The sequence below is a fragment of the Xanthomonas sp. PPL134 genome (genome assembly GCF_040595915.1).
GTDB lineage: Bacteria > Pseudomonadota > Gammaproteobacteria > Xanthomonadales > Xanthomonadaceae > Xanthomonas_A > Xanthomonas_A indica.
Genome location: NZ_JAMDLL010000001.1, coordinates 378,221 through 398,891, shown reverse-complemented (window position 1 = coordinate 398,891; position 20,671 = coordinate 378,221). Strand labels below are relative to the sequence as shown.

At 70.3% G+C, this 20,671-nt stretch carries 11 protein-coding genes; 8 read left to right on the top strand and 3 right to left on the bottom strand.

Features of this window, described 5'->3' with window-relative positions; genetic code table 11:
• Window positions 1-254 precede the first annotated feature (254 nt).
• Entirely contained in the window at window positions 255-1,136 is an 882-nt protein-coding gene (locus M3U25_RS01770; RefSeq protein WP_355495554.1) for an SDR family oxidoreductase, read from the top strand.
• 21 nt (window positions 1,137-1,157) lie between these two features.
• Here M3U25_RS01770 and M3U25_RS01765 read toward each other — a convergent pair whose 3' ends face one another.
• Window positions 1,158-2,165, bottom strand: coding sequence for a putative sulfate exporter family transporter (locus M3U25_RS01765; protein ID WP_355495556.1), 1,008 nt, complete (start codon window positions 2,163-2,165; stop codon window positions 1,158-1,160).
• Between the two features lie 103 nt (window positions 2,166-2,268).
• On the opposite strand from M3U25_RS01765, the gene M3U25_RS01760 reads away from it, so the two are divergent.
• The 5 genes from M3U25_RS01760 to mutS all read left to right on the top strand — a co-directional run bounded on the left by M3U25_RS01760 (window position 2,269) and on the right by mutS (window position 12,790).
• The gene (locus tag M3U25_RS01760; protein WP_355495559.1) at window positions 2,269-3,162 is read left to right on the top strand and encodes a LysR substrate-binding domain-containing protein; all 894 of its coding nucleotides are present in this window, start codon (window positions 2,269-2,271) and stop codon (window positions 3,160-3,162) included.
• A gap of 329 nt (window positions 3,163-3,491) precedes the next feature.
• Window positions 3,492-6,188 carry a TonB-dependent receptor gene (locus tag M3U25_RS01755; protein ID WP_355495562.1) on the top strand — a complete coding sequence of 899 codons (2,697 nt, stop codon included), beginning with the start codon at window positions 3,492-3,494 and terminating at the stop codon, window positions 6,186-6,188.
• A 16-nt stretch (window positions 6,189-6,204) separates the two neighbouring features.
• Window positions 6,205-7,380 carry an arabinogalactan endo-1,4-beta-galactosidase gene (locus M3U25_RS01750; protein WP_355495565.1) on the top strand — a complete coding sequence of 392 codons (1,176 nt, stop codon included), beginning with the start codon at window positions 6,205-6,207 and terminating at the stop codon, window positions 7,378-7,380.
• The gene (gene galA, locus M3U25_RS01745) at window positions 7,377-9,938 is read left to right on the top strand and encodes a beta-galactosidase GalA (protein ID WP_355495568.1); all 2,562 of its coding nucleotides are present in this window, start codon (window positions 7,377-7,379) and stop codon (window positions 9,936-9,938) included. The genes M3U25_RS01750 and galA overlap by 4 nt, the downstream gene beginning before the upstream one ends.
• 260 nt (window positions 9,939-10,198) lie before the next feature.
• On the top strand, window positions 10,199-12,790 hold the full coding sequence (gene mutS / locus M3U25_RS01740; protein WP_355495573.1) for a DNA mismatch repair protein MutS: 2,592 nt from the start codon (window positions 10,199-10,201) through the stop codon (window positions 12,788-12,790).
• A gap of 255 nt (window positions 12,791-13,045) precedes the next feature.
• Here the strand turns inward: mutS and M3U25_RS01735 are convergent, their stop codons facing one another.
• Complete coding sequence (locus M3U25_RS01735; RefSeq protein ID WP_355495576.1) at window positions 13,046-13,705, bottom strand: glutathione S-transferase family protein; 660 nt, start codon at window positions 13,703-13,705, stop codon at window positions 13,046-13,048.
• A gap of 57 nt (window positions 13,706-13,762) precedes the next feature.
• A complete protein-coding gene (locus tag M3U25_RS01730; protein ID WP_355495579.1) occupies window positions 13,763-14,458 on the bottom strand; it encodes a YafY family protein in 696 nt (231 codons plus the stop codon).
• 238 nt (window positions 14,459-14,696) lie between these two features.
• On the opposite strand from M3U25_RS01730, the gene M3U25_RS01725 reads away from it, so the two are divergent.
• Together M3U25_RS01725 and katG are read left to right on the top strand one after the other, a co-directional pair.
• The gene (locus M3U25_RS01725) at window positions 14,697-18,005 is read left to right on the top strand and encodes an AAA family ATPase (RefSeq protein WP_242082179.1); all 3,309 of its coding nucleotides are present in this window, start codon (window positions 14,697-14,699) and stop codon (window positions 18,003-18,005) included.
• A gap of 304 nt (window positions 18,006-18,309) precedes the next feature.
• Entirely contained in the window at window positions 18,310-20,559 is a 2,250-nt protein-coding gene (gene katG, locus M3U25_RS01720; RefSeq protein WP_355495582.1) for a catalase/peroxidase HPI, read from the top strand.
• Window positions 20,560-20,671 lie beyond the last annotated feature (112 nt).

The window sequence follows — 20,671 nt, the reverse complement described above, 5'->3', positions numbered from 1 at the left end:
GGAACGGTAGCTACGCATGACAGTGTCCTTTGCATGAGAGGTGCTGCGCATGCTCCGCGGCGTGTCGTGAGCGCATGGTTGAACGCGGGTGCAGGCGATGCGAAATGCTGCAAATGCAAAGAAATCGAGGCTGGGCGATGCGGCGCATCGGCGCCCGTGAGGCTGCGGCGATTGACGCCACGGCGATGCGTGCATCACGCCGCCCGACGCGCCGTGATCCACGCTGGAGCGAACCCGTTTGCGGAGCGCAGCACATGGCACAACGACATCTCCCGCTGGCACAACAGGTGATCGTGATCACCGGCGCCTCCAGCGGCATCGGCCTGTGTACCGCGCTGCTGGCCGCCGAGCGCGGGGCCCGCGTGGTGCTGGTGGCGCGCAGCCAGGGTGTCCTCGACGCGACCGTGCAGGCGATCCGCGACGCCGGCGGCGAGGCGATCACGGTGGTCGCCGACGTGGCCGAGCGCGCGCAACTGGACGAGACCGCGACGGTGGCGATCCGGCACTTCGGCCGCATCGACACCTGGGTGAACAACGCCGGCGTGGCAATCTACGGCAAGCTCGCCGACGTGGACGAGCACGACAGCAGGCGCCTGTTCGACGTGAACTTCTGGGGCGTGGTGCATGGATCGATGGCGGCGCTGCCGCATCTGCTGGCCTCGCGCGGCAGCCTGGTCAACCTGGGCAGCGAGGCCTCCGAGGCGGTGATCCCGCTGCAAGGCATGTATGCAGCCTCCAAGCATGCGGTCAAAGGCTTCACCGACACCTTGCGGATCGAGCTGGAGCACCTGGACGATGCGCCGGTGTCGGTGGTGCTGATTCAGCCGACCGCGGTGAACACGCCGTATCCGCAGCATGCGCGCAACTACCTGCGCGAGGAACCGACGCTGCCCAAGCCGAGGATCGCGCCGCTGCGGGTGGCCGAGGCGATCCTGCACGCGGCCGAACACGGCGGCCGCGACGTGAAGGTGGGCCTGCTGGCCAGCGCCAACGTGGCGATGACCCATCTGCTGCCGCGCCTGGCCGACCGGCTCTCGGCCCTGCGCAGCGAACAGCAGCGGCAGGCGCAACCGGCGCGCGATCCGCAGGGCACGCTGTACCGCGCCGGCGAGAGCGGCCGCATCCACGGCGACTGACCGCGGCGCATCGCGCCGGCGCTACGGCAACCAGCGCAGCAGCAGCACGCTGAGGCTGGCCAGCGCCAGCAGCGACAGCGTCCCGGCCGCCAGCACGCGGCCACCGGACGCGAGCACCGTGCGCAAGTTCACCGACAGGCCCAGCGCGGCCATCGCCACCAGGGTGAACAGCAACGACAGCGCTTGCGCCGCCTCGATCACCGGCGCCGGCAACACGCCCAGCGCGCGCAGGCCCATCATGCCGACGAAGCCGAACACGAACCACGGCACCAGCGCGTGCGCCGGGCGCCGCTGCGCCGGCGCTCCGCCGCGGATCAGCCCCAGCAACAGCATCACCGGTCCCAGCATCAGCACCCGCATCAGCTTGACCAGCGCACCCACCTGCACGCTCAGCGCGCCCACCGGCACGGTCGCCGCCAGCACCTGCGGCACCGCGTACACGGTCAGGCCGGCGAGGATGCCGTAGTGGCGCTGGTCTAAACCCAGCAACGGCACCGCCAGCGGCAGCAGCAGCACCACCAGCACGCCAAGCGCAGCGGTGAAGGTGATCGCCGCGGCCACGTCGTCGGAGTCAGCGTCGATCACCGGCGCGGCGGCGACGATCGCCGAATTGCCGCAGATCGCGTTGCCGCAGGCGACCAGGGTGGCCAGCCGCGACGGCAGCCCCAGCGCGCGGCCGATGCCGTAGCCGAGCGCGATCGCCAGCAGCACCACCCCGGCGATGGCGCCCAGCAACAGGCCGCCGGCCGCGCCGATGGCGCCGATGCCGACCGACGCCCCGAGCAGCACGATCGCCAGTTCCAGCGGCAGCTTGGCGGCGAAGGCGATGCCGGGGTGGCTGGACGGCGGCAGCCGCCAGGCCGTGCGCAGCAGCGTGCCCAGCACGATCGCGAACACCAGCGCGTCGATCCAGCGCCGGCCCAGCCACTGCAGTTGCGCGCGCTCGGCCAGCCACGCCAGCGCCGCCACGGCGATGGCCAGGGCCAGCCCGGGCAGCAAGGTCGAACGTTTGTGCAGTTGCGTACGCATGGGAACGAACCGGATCGAAGTGGCGGCAGCGTGCGCCTGCAAACCGTTTGGTTCCATCGCATAATAGTGCACGTTTCGTTCGATCAGCCCGAACGGTGGCCGCATGACCCTGGAACAACTCGCGCTGTTCGTGGCGGTGGCCGAACGCCAGCACCTGACCCTGGGCGCACACGCCGCGCATCGCACGCCATCGGCGGCCAGCGCTGCGATCAAGGCACTCGAGCATCAGTACGGGGTCGCGCTGTTCGACCGGGTTGGCCGCGGCCTGGTGCTGACCGCGGCTGGCGCCGCGTTCTGCGAGGACGCCAAGGCGATCCTGGCGCGCAGCCGCGCCGCCGAACTGGCCCTGAGCGAATGGCGCGGCGTGCTGCGCGGCACGCTCGACCTGCACGCCAGCCAGACCGTGGCCAGCTATTGGCTGCCGACCCGGCTGATGGCGTTCCATGCGCGCTATCCGCAGATCGAGATCCGCCTGAGCGTGGGCAACACCGACAGCGTGGCGCGCGCGGTGCGCGAGGGGCGCGCCGAACTGGGCTTCGTCGAGGGCGGCGTGCAGGCCCCCGAGTTGCTGAGTTCGCCGCTGGACCACGACCGGCTGCGCGTGGTCGCCGCGCCGGACCATCCGTTGGCGGGGCGTCGCCGCCCCGGGCTGGCACGGCTGGTCGCCGACAGCACCTGGATCATGCGCGAACCCGGCTCGGGCACCCGCTCGGCGTTCGAGGCGGCACTGCGCGCCGCCGGCATCGCCCCGGAGCGCCTGCGCGTGGCCCTGTCCCTGCCCTCCAACGAAGCGGTGCTGTCGGCGGTGCAGGCCGGGCACAGCCTGGCGGCGATCTCGCAGCTGGCCGCGGCCCCATGGCTGGAGAGCGGCCGCCTGCAGCCCCTCGCCGTGGCGCTGGGCGAACGCAGCTTCCATGCGCTGCGCCACCGCGAACGCAGCCTGGGGGCGGCGGCCGCGGCCCTGCTGGGCTTGCAGGCCGCGTCCGCCGCGGCCTGAGGGTCGCGCGGACCGGCAGCGGGACCCGGCGCGCGACATCCATTCCAAAACGAGATAGCCCTCGGCAAATGCTTCATTGGAATGGAATGCCTGGCGCTTCTATCCTCGCTCCCGGTCTCTCGCGCGCCAAGGCAGCGAATCGGGGATGTCCGTGCAGTCATCGCCGGACATGCCACGCCCGCCCCGCCACGCCGGCAGACACGTCATCGAGGACAACGATCGGGACAGCCTGCCGTCATGCAGTGCCGCCCTGCCGATGCCCCCAGGACCGGATTTTTCCGGCCCATGCCAACTTGATCGGTCACTTTTTGTCCTGGGAGGGAACAAAAATGCCTTTGGAACAGCTCCGTCGCCCGGCCGGCCGGCGCGCGCACCGCCCTGCCGCCCGCAATCTGCTGGGCGCGGCCATCGTCCTGGCCCTGTCCGGCAACTTCGCCGCGCACGCGCAGAGCGCCCCCGCCGATCCGGCGGCCGCGGCCACGCCGCCCGCCACGACTGACGCCAAGAACGGCCAGCAGCCGGTCACCCTGGACAACGTGATGGTGGTCGGCCAGCGCGCCAGCCTGGAACAGGCGGTGCAGGCCAAGCAGCTCGACGACCACGTGGTCGAGGTCATCTCCGCCGACAACATGGGGCAGATGCCCAATGTCACCGTGGCCGAGGCGCTGGTGCGCCTGCCCGGCGTCAACGGCACCCGCGACCGCGGCAACGAAAGCCTGGCCACGGTGCGCGGCCTCGGCCCGCGCATGACCATGGGCACGGTCAACGGCCGCGAGATCGCCTCTTCCGAACCCAACCGCGCGGTGCGCTGGGAAGTGTTCCCCACCGAGATCGTCTCCACCGTCAAGGTCTACAAGACCCCGTCGGCGGACCTGATCGCCGGCGGCATCGCCGCCACCGTGGACATCTCCACCATCAATCCGCTCGACCACACCGGCCCGACCTTCGTCGCCACCGCCGGCCCGGTGTACTACGACGAGGCCAAGGACGCACGCGACTATTCGCCGTGGGGCCAGCGCCTGGGCGCGAGCTGGATCCACCGCATCAACGACAACCTCGCGGTCGCGCTCGGCGCCACCTACCAGAAGCAGAAGAACGCCGGCGTCTCGATCGGCACCTGGGGCTACACCGACGCCAGCAACGCGCGCGACGTCGATGGCGACGGCAAGGTCGACTACACCCCATGGGGCGCGGCCGACCAGCTCAAGCTGACCGAGCAGACCCGCACCGGCGCCATGGGCACCGTGCAATGGCGCTCGGGCAACCTGGAACTCAAGCTCGACGGCCTGTACTCGCGCATCCGCATCGACGAGGACCAGCGCCAGAACTGGTTCAACAACCTCGGCTACAGCATCTACTCGGCCAGCAATCCGTACACCACGCCCGGCTCGTCCTACACCATCGTCGATGGCGACGTGGTCGCCGGCACCCTGGCCAATTCCAATCTGCAAGTGGACCACGTCATCGCCAACTACGACGAGGTCAAGACACTGGCGGCCGGCGGCCTCAACGCCAAGTGGCGCGGCGACGTGTGGACGCTGGGCAGCGACCTGTCGTTCTCGCAGGCCAAGCGCGACAACGACTGGCGCGCGGTGCGCTTCGGCAGCAATCCGGACACGGTGTCGTTCGACTTCCGCCACGGCGTCACCCCCACCATCAGCACCAGTTCCGACGCGCCGGAATGGGGCATCAGCGGCCAGACCGAACCGCAGGCACTGCGCGACCGCATCGCCGCGCTGGCGCTGAGCGCCAGCCGTGCGATCGCCGATTCGCCGGTCACCGCGCTGGAGTTCGGCGCGCGCGCCGCGCGCCGCGAGAAGCAGAACCGCCACTTCACCAGCTTCCAGTCCGGCTATAGCCAGCCGATCTCGGCCTACCAGGACCTGATCTACCCGGAGACGATGCCGGACCTGAACGTGCCGACCCTGACCGGCGGCGACCTGGACGCGATCGCCAGGCTCGGCTTCGGCGGCTTCGATCCCAGCCTGGCCGTCGAACAGCGCCTGGACCACTGGAACGTCGAGGAAAACGTGCGCGAGGCCTTCGCCAAGGCGGTGTTCAGTTCGCAGTGGTTCGGCGTCGACGTCACCGGCAACGCCGGCGTGCGCGTGGTCCACACCGATACCGACAGCCACGGCTACGACACCGTCGGCGGCGTGGTGCAGCCGAGCAGCGCCGGCAAGACCTACACCGACGTGCTGCCCAGCGCCACGGTCAACTTCCTGATCGATCCCGAGCGCATCCTGCGCGTCTCGGTAGCCAAGGTGATGGCGCGGCCGCCGCTGGACGAACTGCGCACCGGGCGCGCGCTCGACGACCCCAACACCACCGTCGGCCAGCTCACCGGCAGCGGCGGCAACCCGCAGCTCAATCCGTTCCGCGCCACCCAGCTCGACCTGTCCTACGAGTGGTACTTCCACAAGGAAGCACTGGCCGCGCTGGCGCTGTACCGCAAGTGGGTGGATTCGAGCATCGGCTACAAGACCCAGCACGAGACCATCGACGGCCGCGACTACCTGATCAGCGGTCCGTTCAACGGCGGCGGCGGCTACATCAACGGTGCCGAGCTGACCTTCCAGACGCCGTTCTTCTTCATCCCGCACATGGAGAACTTCGGCATCTACTCGAACTACTCGTACGTGGAATCCAACCTGCACGAGTTCTCGCCGGCGGACAATCCGCTGCCGCTCAGCGGCCTGGCGCGCAACACCGGCACGCTGGACCTCTGGTACAACAACAGCAAGTTCGAAGCGCGGATCGGCTACAAGTACCACAGCCCCTACACCGTGGTGTACGGCTGGAACGCGGCGCGGCTGGCGCGACTGGAAAGCGAAGGCACGGTGGACCTGAGCCTGGCCTGGCGCTACAGCGAGCACCTGGGCTTCAAGTTCCAGGTCGGCAACCTGACCAACGAACCGTTGCGCGCGTACAGCGACAACAAGCGCAACCGGCTCGCCAACCAGGACGATGGCGGCTACCAACTGTTCGGCCGCCGCTTCGCCCTGGAAGCGACCTACACGTTCTGAGCCGGTGGAGACCCGCATGCGATCCAGACGCACCTGGCTGCCAGCGCTCGCGCTGGCCCTCGCCACCGCCCTCACCGCGCCCATGGCCGGCGCCGGCACGCTGTACCTCGGCGCCGACCTGTCCTACGTCAACGAGATGGAGGATTGCGGCGTGCAATACCGCGACCACGGCGCGGTGCGCGACCCGTTCGAGCTGTTCCACGCGCACGGCGCCAACCTGGTGCGCGTGCGCCTGTGGAACGATGCGCGCTGGACCCGCTACAGCGACCTGAGCGACGTCAAGAAGACCATCCGCCGCGCGCGCGCGCAGGGCATGCAGGTGCTGCTGGACTTCCACTACTCCGACGACTGGGCCGACGGCGACAAGCAACTGATCCCCAAGGCCTGGGCCAGCATCACCGACCAGGACGAACTGGCGCGCACGCTGTACGGCTTCACCTACGACACGCTGAGCGCGCTGGACCGCGCCGGGCTGATGCCGGAACTGGTGCAGGTCGGCAACGAGAGCAATTCCGACCTGATGGACAGCCAGCCCTGGGACAAGCGCCGGCCGATCGACTGGAGCCGCAACGCCAAGCTGTTCAACGCCGGCATCCAGGCGGTGCGCGACGCCGGCGCGCGCTCGACGATCAAGCCCAAGGTGATGCTGCACATCGCCCAGCCGGAGAACGTGGAGCCGTGGTTCGCCGCCGCGGCCAAGGCCGGCGTACGCGACTTCGACTTCATCGGCATCAGCTACTACCGCAAGTGGTCGCGCGAGACCATGGACCAGCTGGGCGCCACCATCAAGCGCCTGCGCCAGCGCTATCCAGCCGAAGTGATGGTGGTGGAGACCGCCTATCCGTGGACGCTGGAAAGCGGCGACCCCTCGCCCAACCTGCTCGGCGCCGACTCGCTGATCAAGGGCTACCCGGCCACGCCGCAGGGCCAACTGAAGTACCTGGTTGACCTCACGCAACTGGTGGTCGACAACGGCGGCAGCGGCGTCGTGTACTGGGAACCGGCCTGGACCAGCAACCAGTGCAAGACCCGCTGGGGCGTCGGCTCCTCGTGGGAGAACGCCAGCTTCTTCGATTTCCGCCACGGCAACGAACTGCTGCCCGGCATCGGCTTCATGCGGCACGCCTACCGGCCGGCACCGGCCACGACGACCGGCAAGAGTGCCACGCCGGCGCAGGACGCGCGGCCATGATCGAACTGAGCCGCCGCGACCTGCTGCGCTCGCTGGTCGCCGGCGGCGTGCAGGTGGCGGTCCCCGGTGCCGCTGCGGCCCTGGCGCCGGCCGCGCTCGCGGCTGCGCCTGCCAGCGACAACGCCATGCCGCCACTGCCGCTGGACCTGGACGACGACGCACCGCGCCGGCGCCTGCTGTGCGATGGCGGCTGGCGTTTCCATCTCGGCCACGCCGACGATCCGGCACGCGACTTCCATTTCGGCACCTTCCAGCGCACCTACGCCAAGGCCGGCAAGGACACCGCCGACGCCGCCCTGCTCGGCTTCGACGACAGCGACTGGGAGCGCATCGACCTGCCGCACGACTGGGCGGTGGCGCTGCCGCCGCGCCAGGACCCGAGCTCCACCCTGGTCAACGGCGAAGACCCGGCCGCCGCGCATGGCTACACGCCGCTGGGCCGCACCGATCCGCAGACCAGCATCGGCTGGTACCGCCGCGTGCTGGAGATTCCAGCCGAGGACCTGGGCAAGCGCATCAGCCTGGAATTCGACGGCGTGTTCCGTGATTGCATCGTGTTCTGCAACGGCCACATCGTCGGCCGCAACGGCAGCGGCTACTGCGGCTTCGAGGTCGACCTCAGCGACGTGCTCGACTACGGCGCCCGGAACATCATCGCCGTGCGCGTGGACGCCACCCTCGGCGAAGGCTGGTTCTACGAGGGCGCCGGCATCTACCGCCACGTCTGGCTGCGCACCACCGATGCGCTGCACGTGCCGGTGGACGGCGTGTACGTGCGCAGCGCCTGGGACGGCGGCGACGCGCAGGCCCTGGTGGAAACCGAACTGGGCAACAACGGCGCCACGCCACGCCAGTGCAGCGTCGTGTCGGTGATCCGCTCGCCCGACGGGCGCATCGTCGCCCAGGCCAGCTCGGCGCCGGTCACGGTCGAACCGGGCGTGGTGCAGCGCGTGCAGCAGACCCTGGAGCTGGGCACGCCCGCGCCGTGGTCGCCGGAAAACCCACAACGCTACACGCTGTCCACGCGCCTGATCGGCGACGGTCGCACCTGCGATGCGACCAGCACGCACTTCGGCGTGCGCCGCCTGCAGTTCGATCCGCAGCGCGGCCTGCTGCTCAATGGCGCGGCCTACAAGCTGCACGGCACCAACAACCACCAGGACCATGCCGGCGTCGGCACCGCCATTCCCGACCGCCTGCACGAATGGCGCCTGCGCCAGCTCAAGTCGATGGGCTGCAATGCCTACCGCAGCGCGCACAACCCGGCCTCGCCGGCGGTGCTGGAGCTGTGCGACCGGCTGGGCCTGCTGCTGATCGACGAAACCCGGCGCATGTCCTCCGACGACGAGGCCATGGCCGAACTGACCGCGATGGTGCGGCGCGGCCGCAACCATCCCTGCGTGATGCTGTGGTCGCTGGGCAACGAAGAGCCGCAGATGGTCACCGCGCGCGGCGCGCGCATCGTCGCGCGCATGCAGCGCCTGGTGCGGCGGCTGGACCCGACCCGGCCCACCACCTTCGCCATGGACAAGGGTTTCGACGACGGCGTCGGCCAGGTCGTGGACGTGGTCGGCTTCAACTACCGCACCACGCAGATGGACGCCTTCCATGCGCGCCATCCGCAGATCCCGGTCTACGGCAGCGAGACCGGCAGCACCGTCGGCGTGCGCGGCAACTACCGCACCGACGACGTGCGCGGCTATGCCCGCGCCTACGACCTCGACTACCCCTGGTGGGCCAGCAGCGCCGAAGCCTGGTGGAGCTATGTCGCGCAGCGCCCGTACATCGCCGGCGGCTTCGTCTGGACCGGCTTCGATTACCGCGGCGAGCCGACCCCGTATAACCGCTGGCCGAACGTGGCCTCGCAGTTCGGCATCCTCGACAGTTGCGGCTTCCCCAAGGACAACTACTGGTACTACCGCGCGCAATGGACCGCCGAACCGGTGCTGCACCTGTTCCCGCACTGGAACTGGGACGGCCTGCTGGACGAGCGCGACAACGGCATGGTCGACGTCTGGTGCCACAGCAACCTGGACGCGGTGGAACTGCTGGTCAACGGCGTTAGCCAGGGCCTGCAGCAGGTGCCGGCCTACGGCCACGTCGAGTGGCGCGTGCGCTACGCGCCCGGCCGCATCGAAGCGCGCGGCTACCGTGACGGCAAGCAGGTGCTGACGCAACGCCGCGAAACCGTCGGCGCGCCGGCCGCGGTCCGCCTGCGCTGCGATCGGGCGAATCTGCTGGCCGACGCCGAGGATGTGGCCGTGATCGCGGTGGAGATCGTCGACGCGCTGGGCCGCATCGTGCCCACCGCCGGCGACACCGTGCACTTCGCCGTCCGCGGTCCCGGCCGCCTGATCGGCGTGGGCAATGGCGACCCGTCCAGCCACGAACGCGACAAGGCCGACCAGCGCCGCGCCTTCAACGGCCTGTGCATGGCGTTGCTGCAGACCACGCGCGCGACGGGCACGCTGACGCTGGAGGCCACGGCGCCGGGGTTGGCATCGGCGCGACTGGTACTGCCGGTGGAACGCGCGCGGTCGCGTCCGTTCGTGGCCTGAGCGATGCCGCGGCCATGCCCAGCATGGCCGCGCTCCACTACTGCTTGATCGGCAACCGGCGCTCAATCTCCGGGCGGCACCTGCGCGTCCGATCGCGCGCCGCGCTCCATCCAGCGTGGGCGGCGGCAACGCGGATAGGTCGCCCGCAACCCCAATCCACTAAACTTGCCTCCCCCACGGGCGGCCTGCCGCCCCATGCCCCTGTCGCAGCGGCGGCGCATCCCATGCGCTGCCGCCCCGCACGTCCGCACGAAGGCGCCATGACCTCCGAGAAAGTCCCCGAACACACCCCGCTGATGAAGCAGTTCTTCGCCGCCAAGTCCGAGTATCCGGACCTGTTGCTGTTCTTCCGCATGGGCGATTTCTACGAACTGTTCTACGACGACGCGCGCAAGGCCGCGCGGCTGCTGGACATCACCCTGACCCAGCGCGGCAGTTCCGGCGGTGCGCCGATTCCGATGGCCGGGGTGCCGGTGCATGCCTACGAAGGCTATCTGGCGCGGCTGGTGGCGCTGGGCGAGTCGGTGGCGATCTGCGAGCAGATCGGCGACCCAGCCCTGGCCAAGGGCCTGGTCGAGCGCAAGGTGGTGCGAATCGTCACCCCCGGCACGGTGACCGACGAGGCCTTGCTGGACGAGCGCCGCGACACCTTGCTGATGGCCATCGCGCGCACCAAGCAGGGCTACGGCCTGGCCTGGGCCGACCTGGCCGGCGGCCGCTTCCTGGTCAACGAGGTGGACAGCGAGGACGCGCTGGAAGCGGAACTGGCGCGGCTGGAGCCGGCCGAGCTGCTGGTGCCCGACGAGGACCAGTGGCCGGAATTCCTGCGCGAGCGCCGCGGCGTGCGCCGCCGGCCACCGTGGCTGTTCGACGCCGACAGCGGCCGTCGCCAGTTGCTGGCGTTCTTCCAGTTGCACGATCTGAGCGGCTTCGGCATCGACGACAAGCCGCGCGCCACCGCCGCCGCCGGCGCCTTGCTCGGCTACGTGGAGGAAACCCAGAAGCAGCGCCTGCCGCACCTGACCGCGATCGCGATGGAGACCGCCGGCGAGGCGATCGCGATGAACGCGGCCACCCGCCGCCACCTGGAACTGGACACGCGCGTCGACGGCGACACCCGCAATACCCTGCTCGGCGTGCTCGACAGCACGGTGACGCCGATGGGCGGGCGCCTGCTGCGGCGCTGGCTGCACCGTCCGTTGCGCCTGCGCGAGGTGCTGGTGCAGCGTCACCACGCGGTCGGCACGTTGATCGATCGTGGTGCCGATGCCGACCTGCGCGAGGCGTTCCGCGCGCTCGGCGATGTCGAGCGCATCCTCACCCGCGTCGCCCTGCGTTCGGCGCGCCCGCGCGACTTCTCCACCCTGCGCGATGGCCTGGGCCTGTTGCCGAAGGTGCGCGCAATCCTGGCGCCGCTGGATTCGCCGCGACTGGCGGCACTGGCGGCGGAGCTGGGCCAGCACGACGAGATCGCGCACCTGCTGGCCTCGGCGATCGCCGAGCAGCCGCCGCTCAAGCTCAGCGACGGCGGCGTCATCGCCGCCGACTACGACGCCGAGCTGGACGAGCTGCGCCGGCTCAGCACCCACGCCGACCAGTTCCTGATCGACCTGGAAGCGCGCGAACGCGCCAGCAGCGGCATCGCCACGCTGAAGGTCGGCTACAACCGCGTGCACGGTTACTACATCGAGATCAGCAAGGGCCAGGCCGACAAGGCGCCGGTGCACTACAGCCGGCGCCAGACCCTGACCAACGCCGAGCGCTACATCACCGAAGAACTGAAGAACTTCGAGGACAAGGTGCTGTCGGCACGCGAGCGCGCGCTGTCGCGCGAGAAGCTGCTCTACGAAGGCCTGCTGGACACGCTGGGCGAGCGCCTGGAGCCGCTCAAGCGCGCCGCCGCCGCGCTCAGCGAGCTGGACGTGCTGGCCAGCTTCGCCGAACGCGCACAGGCACTGGACTGGACCCAGCCGGAGCTGGACAGCGGCGCCTGCCTGCGTATCGAACGCGGCCGCCACCCGGTGGTGGAAGCGGTGCGCGAGCAGCCGTTCGAACCCAACGACCTGGACCTGCACCCCGACCGGCGCATGCTGGTGATCACCGGCCCGAACATGGGCGGTAAGTCGACCTACATGCGCCAGAACGCGCTGATCGTGCTGCTCGCGCACATCGGCAGCTACGTGCCGGCACGGCGCGCGGTGATCGGCCCGATCGACCGCATCCTCACCCGCATCGGCGCCGGCGACGACCTGGCCCGCGGCCAGTCCACCTTCATGGTCGAGATGGCCGAGACCAGCTACATCCTGCACCACGCCACCGCGCAGTCGCTGGTGCTGATGGACGAGATCGGCCGCGGCACCTCCACCTACGACGGCCTGGCCCTGGCCGATGCGGTGGCGCGCCACCTCGCCCACCACAACCGCTGCTACACGCTGTTCGCCACGCACTATTTCGAGCTGACCGCGCTGGCCGACGAATCGGTCGAAGGCGGCCCCAGCGGCATCGCCAACGTGCACCTGGACGCGGTTGAGCACGGCGACCGCCTGGTGTTCATGCATGCGGTCAAGGACGGCCCGGCCAACCGCAGTTTCGGCCTGCAGGTGGCGGCGCTGGCCGGCCTGCCCAAGGCCACCGTGGCGCAGGCGCGGCGGCGCCTGGCGGAACTGGAGCAGCGCGGCGGCGAGAGCCATGCCTCGCAGATGGCACCGCAGGCGCTGGACGCGCCGCAACAGTTCGGCCTGTTCGCGGCCACGCCGTCCGCCGCGCAGGAAGCGCTGGCCGCACTGGATCCGGACGAACTCACGCCCAAGCAGGCGCTGGAAGCGCTGTACCGGCTCAAGTCGCTGCTGTAACGCGGCGTGCGCCGTAGCCCCTCTCCCACCGGGAGAGGGGTTGGGGTGAGGGTCCGGCGCGAAGCGTCTCGCAGTGTTTGGGTGCACGAAACTTCGCTCGTACCCTCATCCGCCCCTGCGGGGCACCTTCCCCCAAAAAGGGGGCCATGGTCCCAGCGGGAGAAGGGAAGCGCTAGAGCCCCTCTCCCTCCGGGAGGGGGTTGGGGTGAGGGTCCGGCCACACGGCATACCCAGCCGCCAGTGCTCCACAGTCCGCTAGACGCTCGCCGGCACCGCGCTAGGACGCGGCATGAACGGATTCGGATGCGCAGCCACCAACGCATCGTCGATGGCCGCGGCACGCTGCGCCGCCGGCCGCGCCAGGTGCCGCTGCACGAACGCGACGAACGCCGGCCGCGCCTGCAGCACGCCGATGCGCGTGTAGAAGCCGAGGAACGCGGCGGCATACAGGTCGGCCGCGCTGAAGCGGTCGCCGGCCAGGTACTCGCGACCGGCGACGCCCTGCTCCAGCATGTCCAGCAAGTCCTCGCCATGGCCGTAGCCCGCGCTGTGCGCCGGCGCCAGCGTGCCGTGCTGTTGCGCGGTCAGGAAGGCTTCGGCCGGCCCGGCCAGCAGGAACAGCCAGCGGTAGTAGTCTCCCCGCGCCGACGACCCCAGCGGCGGCGCCAGTTGCCGTTCCGGCACCAGATCGGCCAGGTAGGCGCAGATCGCCGCGTTCTCGGTGACGGTCGTGGTGCCGTGGACCAGCGCCGGCACCTTGCCCATCGGATTGATCGCCAGATAGTCCGGCGCCTTCATGCCGGTGCCGTAGTCGAGGATCTGCGCGCGGTACGCCAGGCCGGTTTCTTCGAGCATCCAGCGCGCGATGCGGCCGCGCGACATGGGGTGGGTGTAGAGCACAAGATCGTGGGACATGGTCGGACTCCGTGGTGGACGCCGCGCAGTCTGCGCCGCCCCTGCTGACAGCCGCTGTCAGGAGCCGACGCGGTGTCCGGTGGCGGCACGCCAGCGCCGGATCAGCAGATGCCTGCGGTCCGGATAGCGCGTGCCGTCGTCGCGCAGCGCCAGCACCCGGTCGGCACGGAAATGGCGGAAATCGCCGCGCAGTTCGCACCACGCCGCGATCATGCCGTAGCCGCCCAGGAAGGCCATCGCGAACGGCCAGATGCGCCGCTGCGAGGCGACGCCGCCGGCATCGGCGTAGTCCATGTACAGCACATGTTCCAGGCGGATGCCGCGGCGCAGGACCGGCAGCCACGGCGCCGCCGGCTGCGCGGGTGGGGCCGCGGGCACCAGCAACCCGCTGGTCTCCAGCGCCAACCGCAACGGCGCCGGCAGCGTCGCCCCGATCCGGGCGATGGCGCGCTGCGCCGCCTGCGCCAGTTCCGGATCGGCCTGGCTCGCCACCCAACGCGCGCCCAGGGTCAGCGCCTCCAGTTCGTCTTCGCTGAAGTTCAACTCCGGCAGCAGGAAGCCCGGGCGCAGCACATACCCCACGCCGGGATCGCCGAGGATGTCGGCGCCCTGCCCGCGCAGGCTGGCGATATCGCGGTACAGCGTGCGCAGGCTCACGCCCAGGTCGGCGGCGAGCTGCGCCCCGGCCACGGGTCGGCGGCGCCCGCGCAGGGCGTCGAGCAGGCGCAGCAGACGGGTGGCGCGTTGGGTCATCGCGACAGGATAGTGCGGCACGCACACGAGCGCAGCCGCGTTCGCATGGCGCGTGCCAGCGCGTGCCGTCGTGCGCGGACCGTATACTCGGCCGCTGCCAGGCGGGAGCGCGGCAGCGGCCGGGCCATCGCGCGTGGACGCGCCCACACAAGGAGAGAACACCGCATGTCGACACGCCGGCCAAGCACCCCGCCCGCGGCCTGCCGCGCCCACGCCGACAGGTCCTGAGGAGCGCCGCATGGAGATCTTGGTGTTCGTCATCGGCGCCGTGGTGGGCGCGGTGCTGTCGCGCGTGCTCGGGCATGCGCGTTCGGCGCGGACTTCGGCCGCCCCGCCCGATCCCGCCCCGGCCGGCAGCGCCCCATCCGATGCGCAGGACGCCGACCTCGCCGACGCGCCCGAGCAGCAGGTGCAGCGCCTGCGCCAGCAGGTGGAAGCGCTGGACGACCAGATCCACAGTCCCGCCGACCTGGCGCGGGTCGCGCAGTTCGAGCAAGGTGCCGCGCTGCTGGCCGGTCCGGCGTTCTCCGACCAGGCCGTGATCGAGGCGCTCGGCAGCCCCGGCTGGGCATTGCCGTCGATGGCGGCCGTGGCGCTGCAGCACCGCCGCAACAGCGATCTCGACCCGGTGCTGGAACTGCTGCCGCACCTGGGCTCGTATCCCCTCAACTTCGTGCTCGACTACCTGCAGGCGCAGCCGGATGCCGACCACCTGCACGTGCTGCTGCGGCAGGCGCGCGACTGGTGGTGGGACGTCGTCCCGTTCCGGCAGCGTTTGCGCGCTTACCTGCACTGGGCCGCGAGCAAGGCGCCGGCGGACCGGGCGGTGGATGTCGACGGCCTGGACGATGCCGCAGTGGCCAAGCTGGGCGAGATCCTCGGCCGGTTCAAGGAGCCGGTGCTGGATCCCTTCCTGCAACGCCTGCAGGAGGCGCGCGCGCAGCGCCGCGAGCAACGCGTGCTGGGCGGTTTCGGCCGCGTCGTGGCCGCGGTGCCGCCGCGCCTGCGCCTGCCGCACCCGACGCTGGACGCAGCGCTGCAGCGCGCCTACGACCTGGTGACGGCCGTCCCGCCGCAACCGGTGCTGCTGGTCGGCGAACACGGTGTGGGCAAGAGCGTGCTGATCGACCTGCTGAGCGAACGCCTGCTGGCGGAAGGCTGGCGGGTGTTCGAGGCGACCGCGGCAGAGATCCTCGCCGGGCAGAGCTACATCGGCGAGCTGGAGGGCCGTATCCGCGAAATGCTCGCGGTCCTGCACCGCGAGCGCGCGCTGTGGCGCGCGCCGGACTTCTACGACCTGCTGCACAAGGGTGCGCATGCGCGCGACCCGAGGGGCATCCTCGACCTGGTGATGCCGGCGCTGGAGCGCGGCGAATTGCGCCTGATCGGCGAGATCACGCCACAACAGCTGGCGCAGCTGCAGGTGGCACGGCCGACGACGCGGTCGCGCTTCGAGGTGGTGACGCTGGCGCCGGCGGCACCCGCCGCACTGGCCCAGATCGGTGCGCAGTGGGCGCAGGCGCAGCAGCAGACGCTGCAGGCGGAAGTGATCGACGCGCACACCCTCGCCGAGGCCGAGCGCATGGCCGCGCAGTATTTCCCCGAGCAGCATGAGCCGGGGCGGCTGCTGCGGTTGTTGGAGGAAACCCTGCAGGCGGCCACCAGCGCCGAGGTGCCGCGCCTGCCGCTGGACGACGAAGCCCTGCTGCAGGCCGTGTCGCGGCGCAGCGGCCTGCCGCTGGACGTGATCGACGATCGCCAGCGGCTGGATCTGGACGCGCTGCGCCACTTCTTCCGCCAGCGCGTGCTCGGCCAGGACGAGGCGGTGGAGACCCTGCTCGACCGCATCGCCATGCTCAAGGCCGGCCTGATCGACAGCCGTCGTCCGATCGGCGTGTTCCTGTTCGCCGGCCCGACCGGCACCGGCAAGACCGAGCTGGCCAAGGCGCTGGGCGAACTCCTGTTCGGCACCCCCGAGCGCCTGCTGCGCCTGGACATGAGCGAGTTCCAGGGCGAGGACGCGCTGTACCGGCTCACCGGCGACGACAGCGCCGGGCAACGCACGCTGATCGCGCGCATCCGCGAACAACCGTTCTCGGTGGTGTTGCTGGACGAGTTCGAGAAGGCCCACCCCAAGGTCTGGGACCTGTTCCTGCAGGTCTTCGACGACGCCCGCCTGAGCGACCGCAACGGCAATACCGCGGACTTCCGCCACAGCATCATCATCCTCACCAGCAACGTCGGTGCCACGCTCGCCCGCGCCGCCGGCCCGGGCTTTGCCACGGTGGCCGGCGGCTACTCGCGCAGCGCGGTGGAAAAGGCGGTGTACGAGACGTTCCGCCGCGAGTTCGTGAACCGGCTCGATCGTCTGGTGCTGTTCAACCCGCTGGACCGCGCGCTGATGCGCGAGATCCTGCACAAGGAACTGGATCGCACGCTGACCCGGCGCGGCCTGCGCAATCGCGCCTGGGCGGTGGAATGGGAACCGTCGGCGATCGAGTTCCTGCTCGACCGCGGCTTCACCCCGGACCTGGGCGCGCGGCCGCTGCGGCGTGCGATCGAGCAGCATCTGCTCGCCCCCCTGGCGCGCAGCATCGTCGAGCAGACCGCGCCGGAGGGGGACCAGTTCCTGTTCGTGCGCGGCGCCGGCGATCGCCTGGACGTCCGTTTCATCGCCCCGGACGCGCCCGCCGCGGCGCCGGCGCCATCGGCGGCGGGACGCGCGGACGCGCCGCTGGACCTGCGCGACATCGTGTATGCGCCCGTGGCCGACGAGGCAGCGCTGGCGCGGATGGATGCCGCGCTGAGCGCACTGCAGGCACTGCAGGCCAGCGACGCCTGGCAGCAGGCGCGCGATGCCGATTTTGCCAGCATGGGCGAACGCGATTTCTGGTCGCAGCCGGGGCGTTTCCAGGTGCTGGACCGCATCGAACGCCGCGACCGCATCGACAGCGCCCTGAACAGCGCGGTACGCATGCGCGCGCGGCTGCAGGCGGCACAGTCCGATGGCGGGTTCGTCGGACGCCTGGCGCAATTGCTGTGGCTGCTGCGACTGGCCTGCGATGCGCTGCAGGACCAGCGCGCGCAGGATGCGCTGCTGGATCTGCGCATCGGCGCCAGCGAACTGCACCGCCACGGCGCCGATGCGCGCCAGTGGTGGCAGCGCGTGCTGCAGATGTATCTGGCCTGGGCCGAACAGCGCAACATGCGGGTGGACGTGCTGCGGCAGGATCCGGAACAGGGCCACGCGTGGCTGGCCATCGGCGGCTTCGGCGCGCTGGACCTGCTGGAAATGGAGAGCGGCCTGCACGTGCAGGAACAGGACGCCGACGAACCGGCCTTGCGCCGCCTTGCCGTCCAGGTCCGGGTCGCCGCCGACGTGGCCGGACAGCCACGGCGCCCGGCACAGGCCGAGGACGAGTTGCGCGTGTGCCGGCGCTACCGGATCGCGCCGTCGCCGCTGGTGCGCGACAGCGTGCGCGGCTGGCGCAGCGGTCGGCTGGAGCGGGTCCTGGGCGGCGATTTCGACGTGATGCCGATCGCCTGAATATAAGGGCGGCGCGCAGCGCCCGGTTCGATGCGGCATGCGATGGCGCATCGCGTCGTCCGTGCTGGAACGGCCACGCAGGCAACCGGAACGCGACCCGTCGCTCGGCGGCCGTCGACGCACCACGCGCGCGTTACCGCATTGCCATCAAAGCAATAGCCAGTAACTATCGATTGATTAGAAGAATTCGAATTCTATAGATCGCCGCTTCCGCCTATCGTGTCTCCAGTTCCACCGTACCGCCGCCGTATGATCGCGGCGTCGCGCCACCCCATATCGTTCCTCCAGATCAAGGCAGCCTCCCATGACCAGCGAATCGAAATGCCCGTTCCACCAGGCTGCCAGCGGCAGCGGCACCAGCAATCGCGACTGGTGGCCCAAGCAGTTGCGCGTGGACCTGCTCAACCAGCATTCGGCCCGCTCCAATCCGCTGGATCCGCAGTTCGATTACGCCAAGGCGTTCAAGCAACTCGATCTCGACGCGCTCAAGCGCGACCTGCACGCACTGATGACCGACTCGCAGGACTGGTGGCCGGCCGACTTCGGCCACTACGGCCCGCTGTTCGTGCGCATGGCCTGGCACAGCGCCGGCACCTACCGCACCGGCGACGGCCGTGGCGGCGGCGGCCGTGGCCAGCAGCGCTTCGCTCCGCTCAACAGCTGGCCGGACAACGTCAGCCTGGACAAGGCCCGGCGCCTGCTGTGGCCGATCAAGCAGAAGTATGGCCAGGCCATTTCCTGGGCCGACCTGCTGATCCTCACCGGCAACGTCGCGCTGGAATCGATGGGCTTCAAGACCTTCGGCTTCGCCGGCGGCCGCGCCGACACCTGGGAGCCCGACCAGGACGTGTACTGGGGCCGCGAGACCAAGTGGCTTGGCGGCGACGAACGCTATTCGCGCGGCTCGCCGGGCGTGGACGAGGCGCACGGCGTGCTGGTGAAGGACGACGACAGCGAAGTGCAGCACAGCCGCGACCTGGAGAACCCGCTGGCCGCGGTGCAGATGGGCCTGATCTACGTCAATCCGGAAGGCCCGGACGGCAATCCCGATCCGCTGCTGGCGGCCAAGGACATCCGCGACACCTTCGGCCGCATGGCCATGAACGACGAAGAGACCGTGGCGCTGATCGCCGGCGGCCACACCTTCGGCAAGACCCATGGCGCCGGCCCGGCCGACCACGTCGGCGCCGAGCCGGAAGCGTCCGACCTGGAGAGCCAGGGCCTGGGCTGGTCCAACAGCTTCGGCAGCGGCAAGGGCGGCGACACCATCACCAGCGGCCTGGAAGTCACCTGGACCACCAAGCCGGCGCAGTGGACCAACGAGTTCTTCGAGCACCTGTTCAAGTTCGACTGGGAACTGAGCAAGAGCCCGGCCGGCGCGCACCAGTGGGTGGCGAAGAACGCCGAGGCGGTGATTCCGGACGCGCACGATCCGTCGAAGAAGCACCTGCCGACCATGCTCACCACCGACCTGGCGCTGCGCTTCGACCCGGCCTACGAGAAGATCTCGCGCCGCTTCCTGGAGAACCCGCAGCAGTTCGCCGATGCCTTCGCCCGCGCCTGGTTCAAGCTGACCCACCGCGACATGGGCCCGCGCGCGCGCTATCTCGGCCCGGACGTGCCGGCCGAAGAACTGCTGTGGCAGGACCCGATCCCGGCCGTGGACCACCCGCTGGTCGACGCGCAGGACATCGCCGCGCTCAAGCAGACCCTGCTCGACTCCGGGCTGAGCGTGGCGCAACTGGTGTCCACCGCCTGGGCGTCGGCATCCACCTTCCGCGGTTCGGACATGCGCGGCGGCGCCAATGGCGCGCGCATCCGCCTGGCCCCGCAGAAGGACTGGGAGGTCAACCAGCCGGCGCAGTTGGCGCAGGTGCTGGCCACGCTGGAGCGCGTCCAGGCGCAGTTCAACGGTGCGCAGCGCGACGGCAAGAAGATCTCGCTGGCCGACCTGATCGTGCTCGGCGGCGTCGCCGCGGTGGAACAGGCGGCCAAGCTGGCCGGGCAGACCGTCGACGTGCCGTTCGTGCCGGGCCGCATGGACGCCACGCAGGAACAGACCGACGTGGAGTCGTTCGCGGTGCTGGAACCGATCGCCGACGGCTTCCGCAACTACGCCAGGCGCCGTTACGCGCTGTCGGCCGAAGCGCTGCTGATCGACAAGGCGCAGTTGCTGACCCTGACCGCGCCGGAGATGACCGTGCTGGTCGGTGGCCTGCGCGTGCTCGGCGCCAACAGCGGCCAGTCCGCGCATGGCGTGTTCACCGATCGCCCGGGCGTGCTCAGCAACGACTTCTTCGCCAACCTGCTGGACATGGGCACCGAGTGGAAGGCGACCTCGGAGATGAAGGACGTCTACGAAGGCCGCGACCGCCACAGCGGCGCGGTGAAGTGGACCGGCACCCGTGCCGACCTGGTGTTCGGCTCCAACTCGGTGCTGCGCGCCGTGGCCGAGGTCTACGCCAGCGCCGACGCGCAGGAGAAGTTCGTGCGTGACTTCGTCGCCGCCTGGACCAAGGTGATGCAGCTGGATCGCTTCGACCTGACCGCCTGACGCCACACCGTTCGCTCCACGACAACGCCCCGCTCGCCGGGGCGTTGTCGTTTCCGTCGATGTCGCCAGTGTCGGTGGCGGCCGCGGTGCATCGACGTGAGCCAGAGATGGC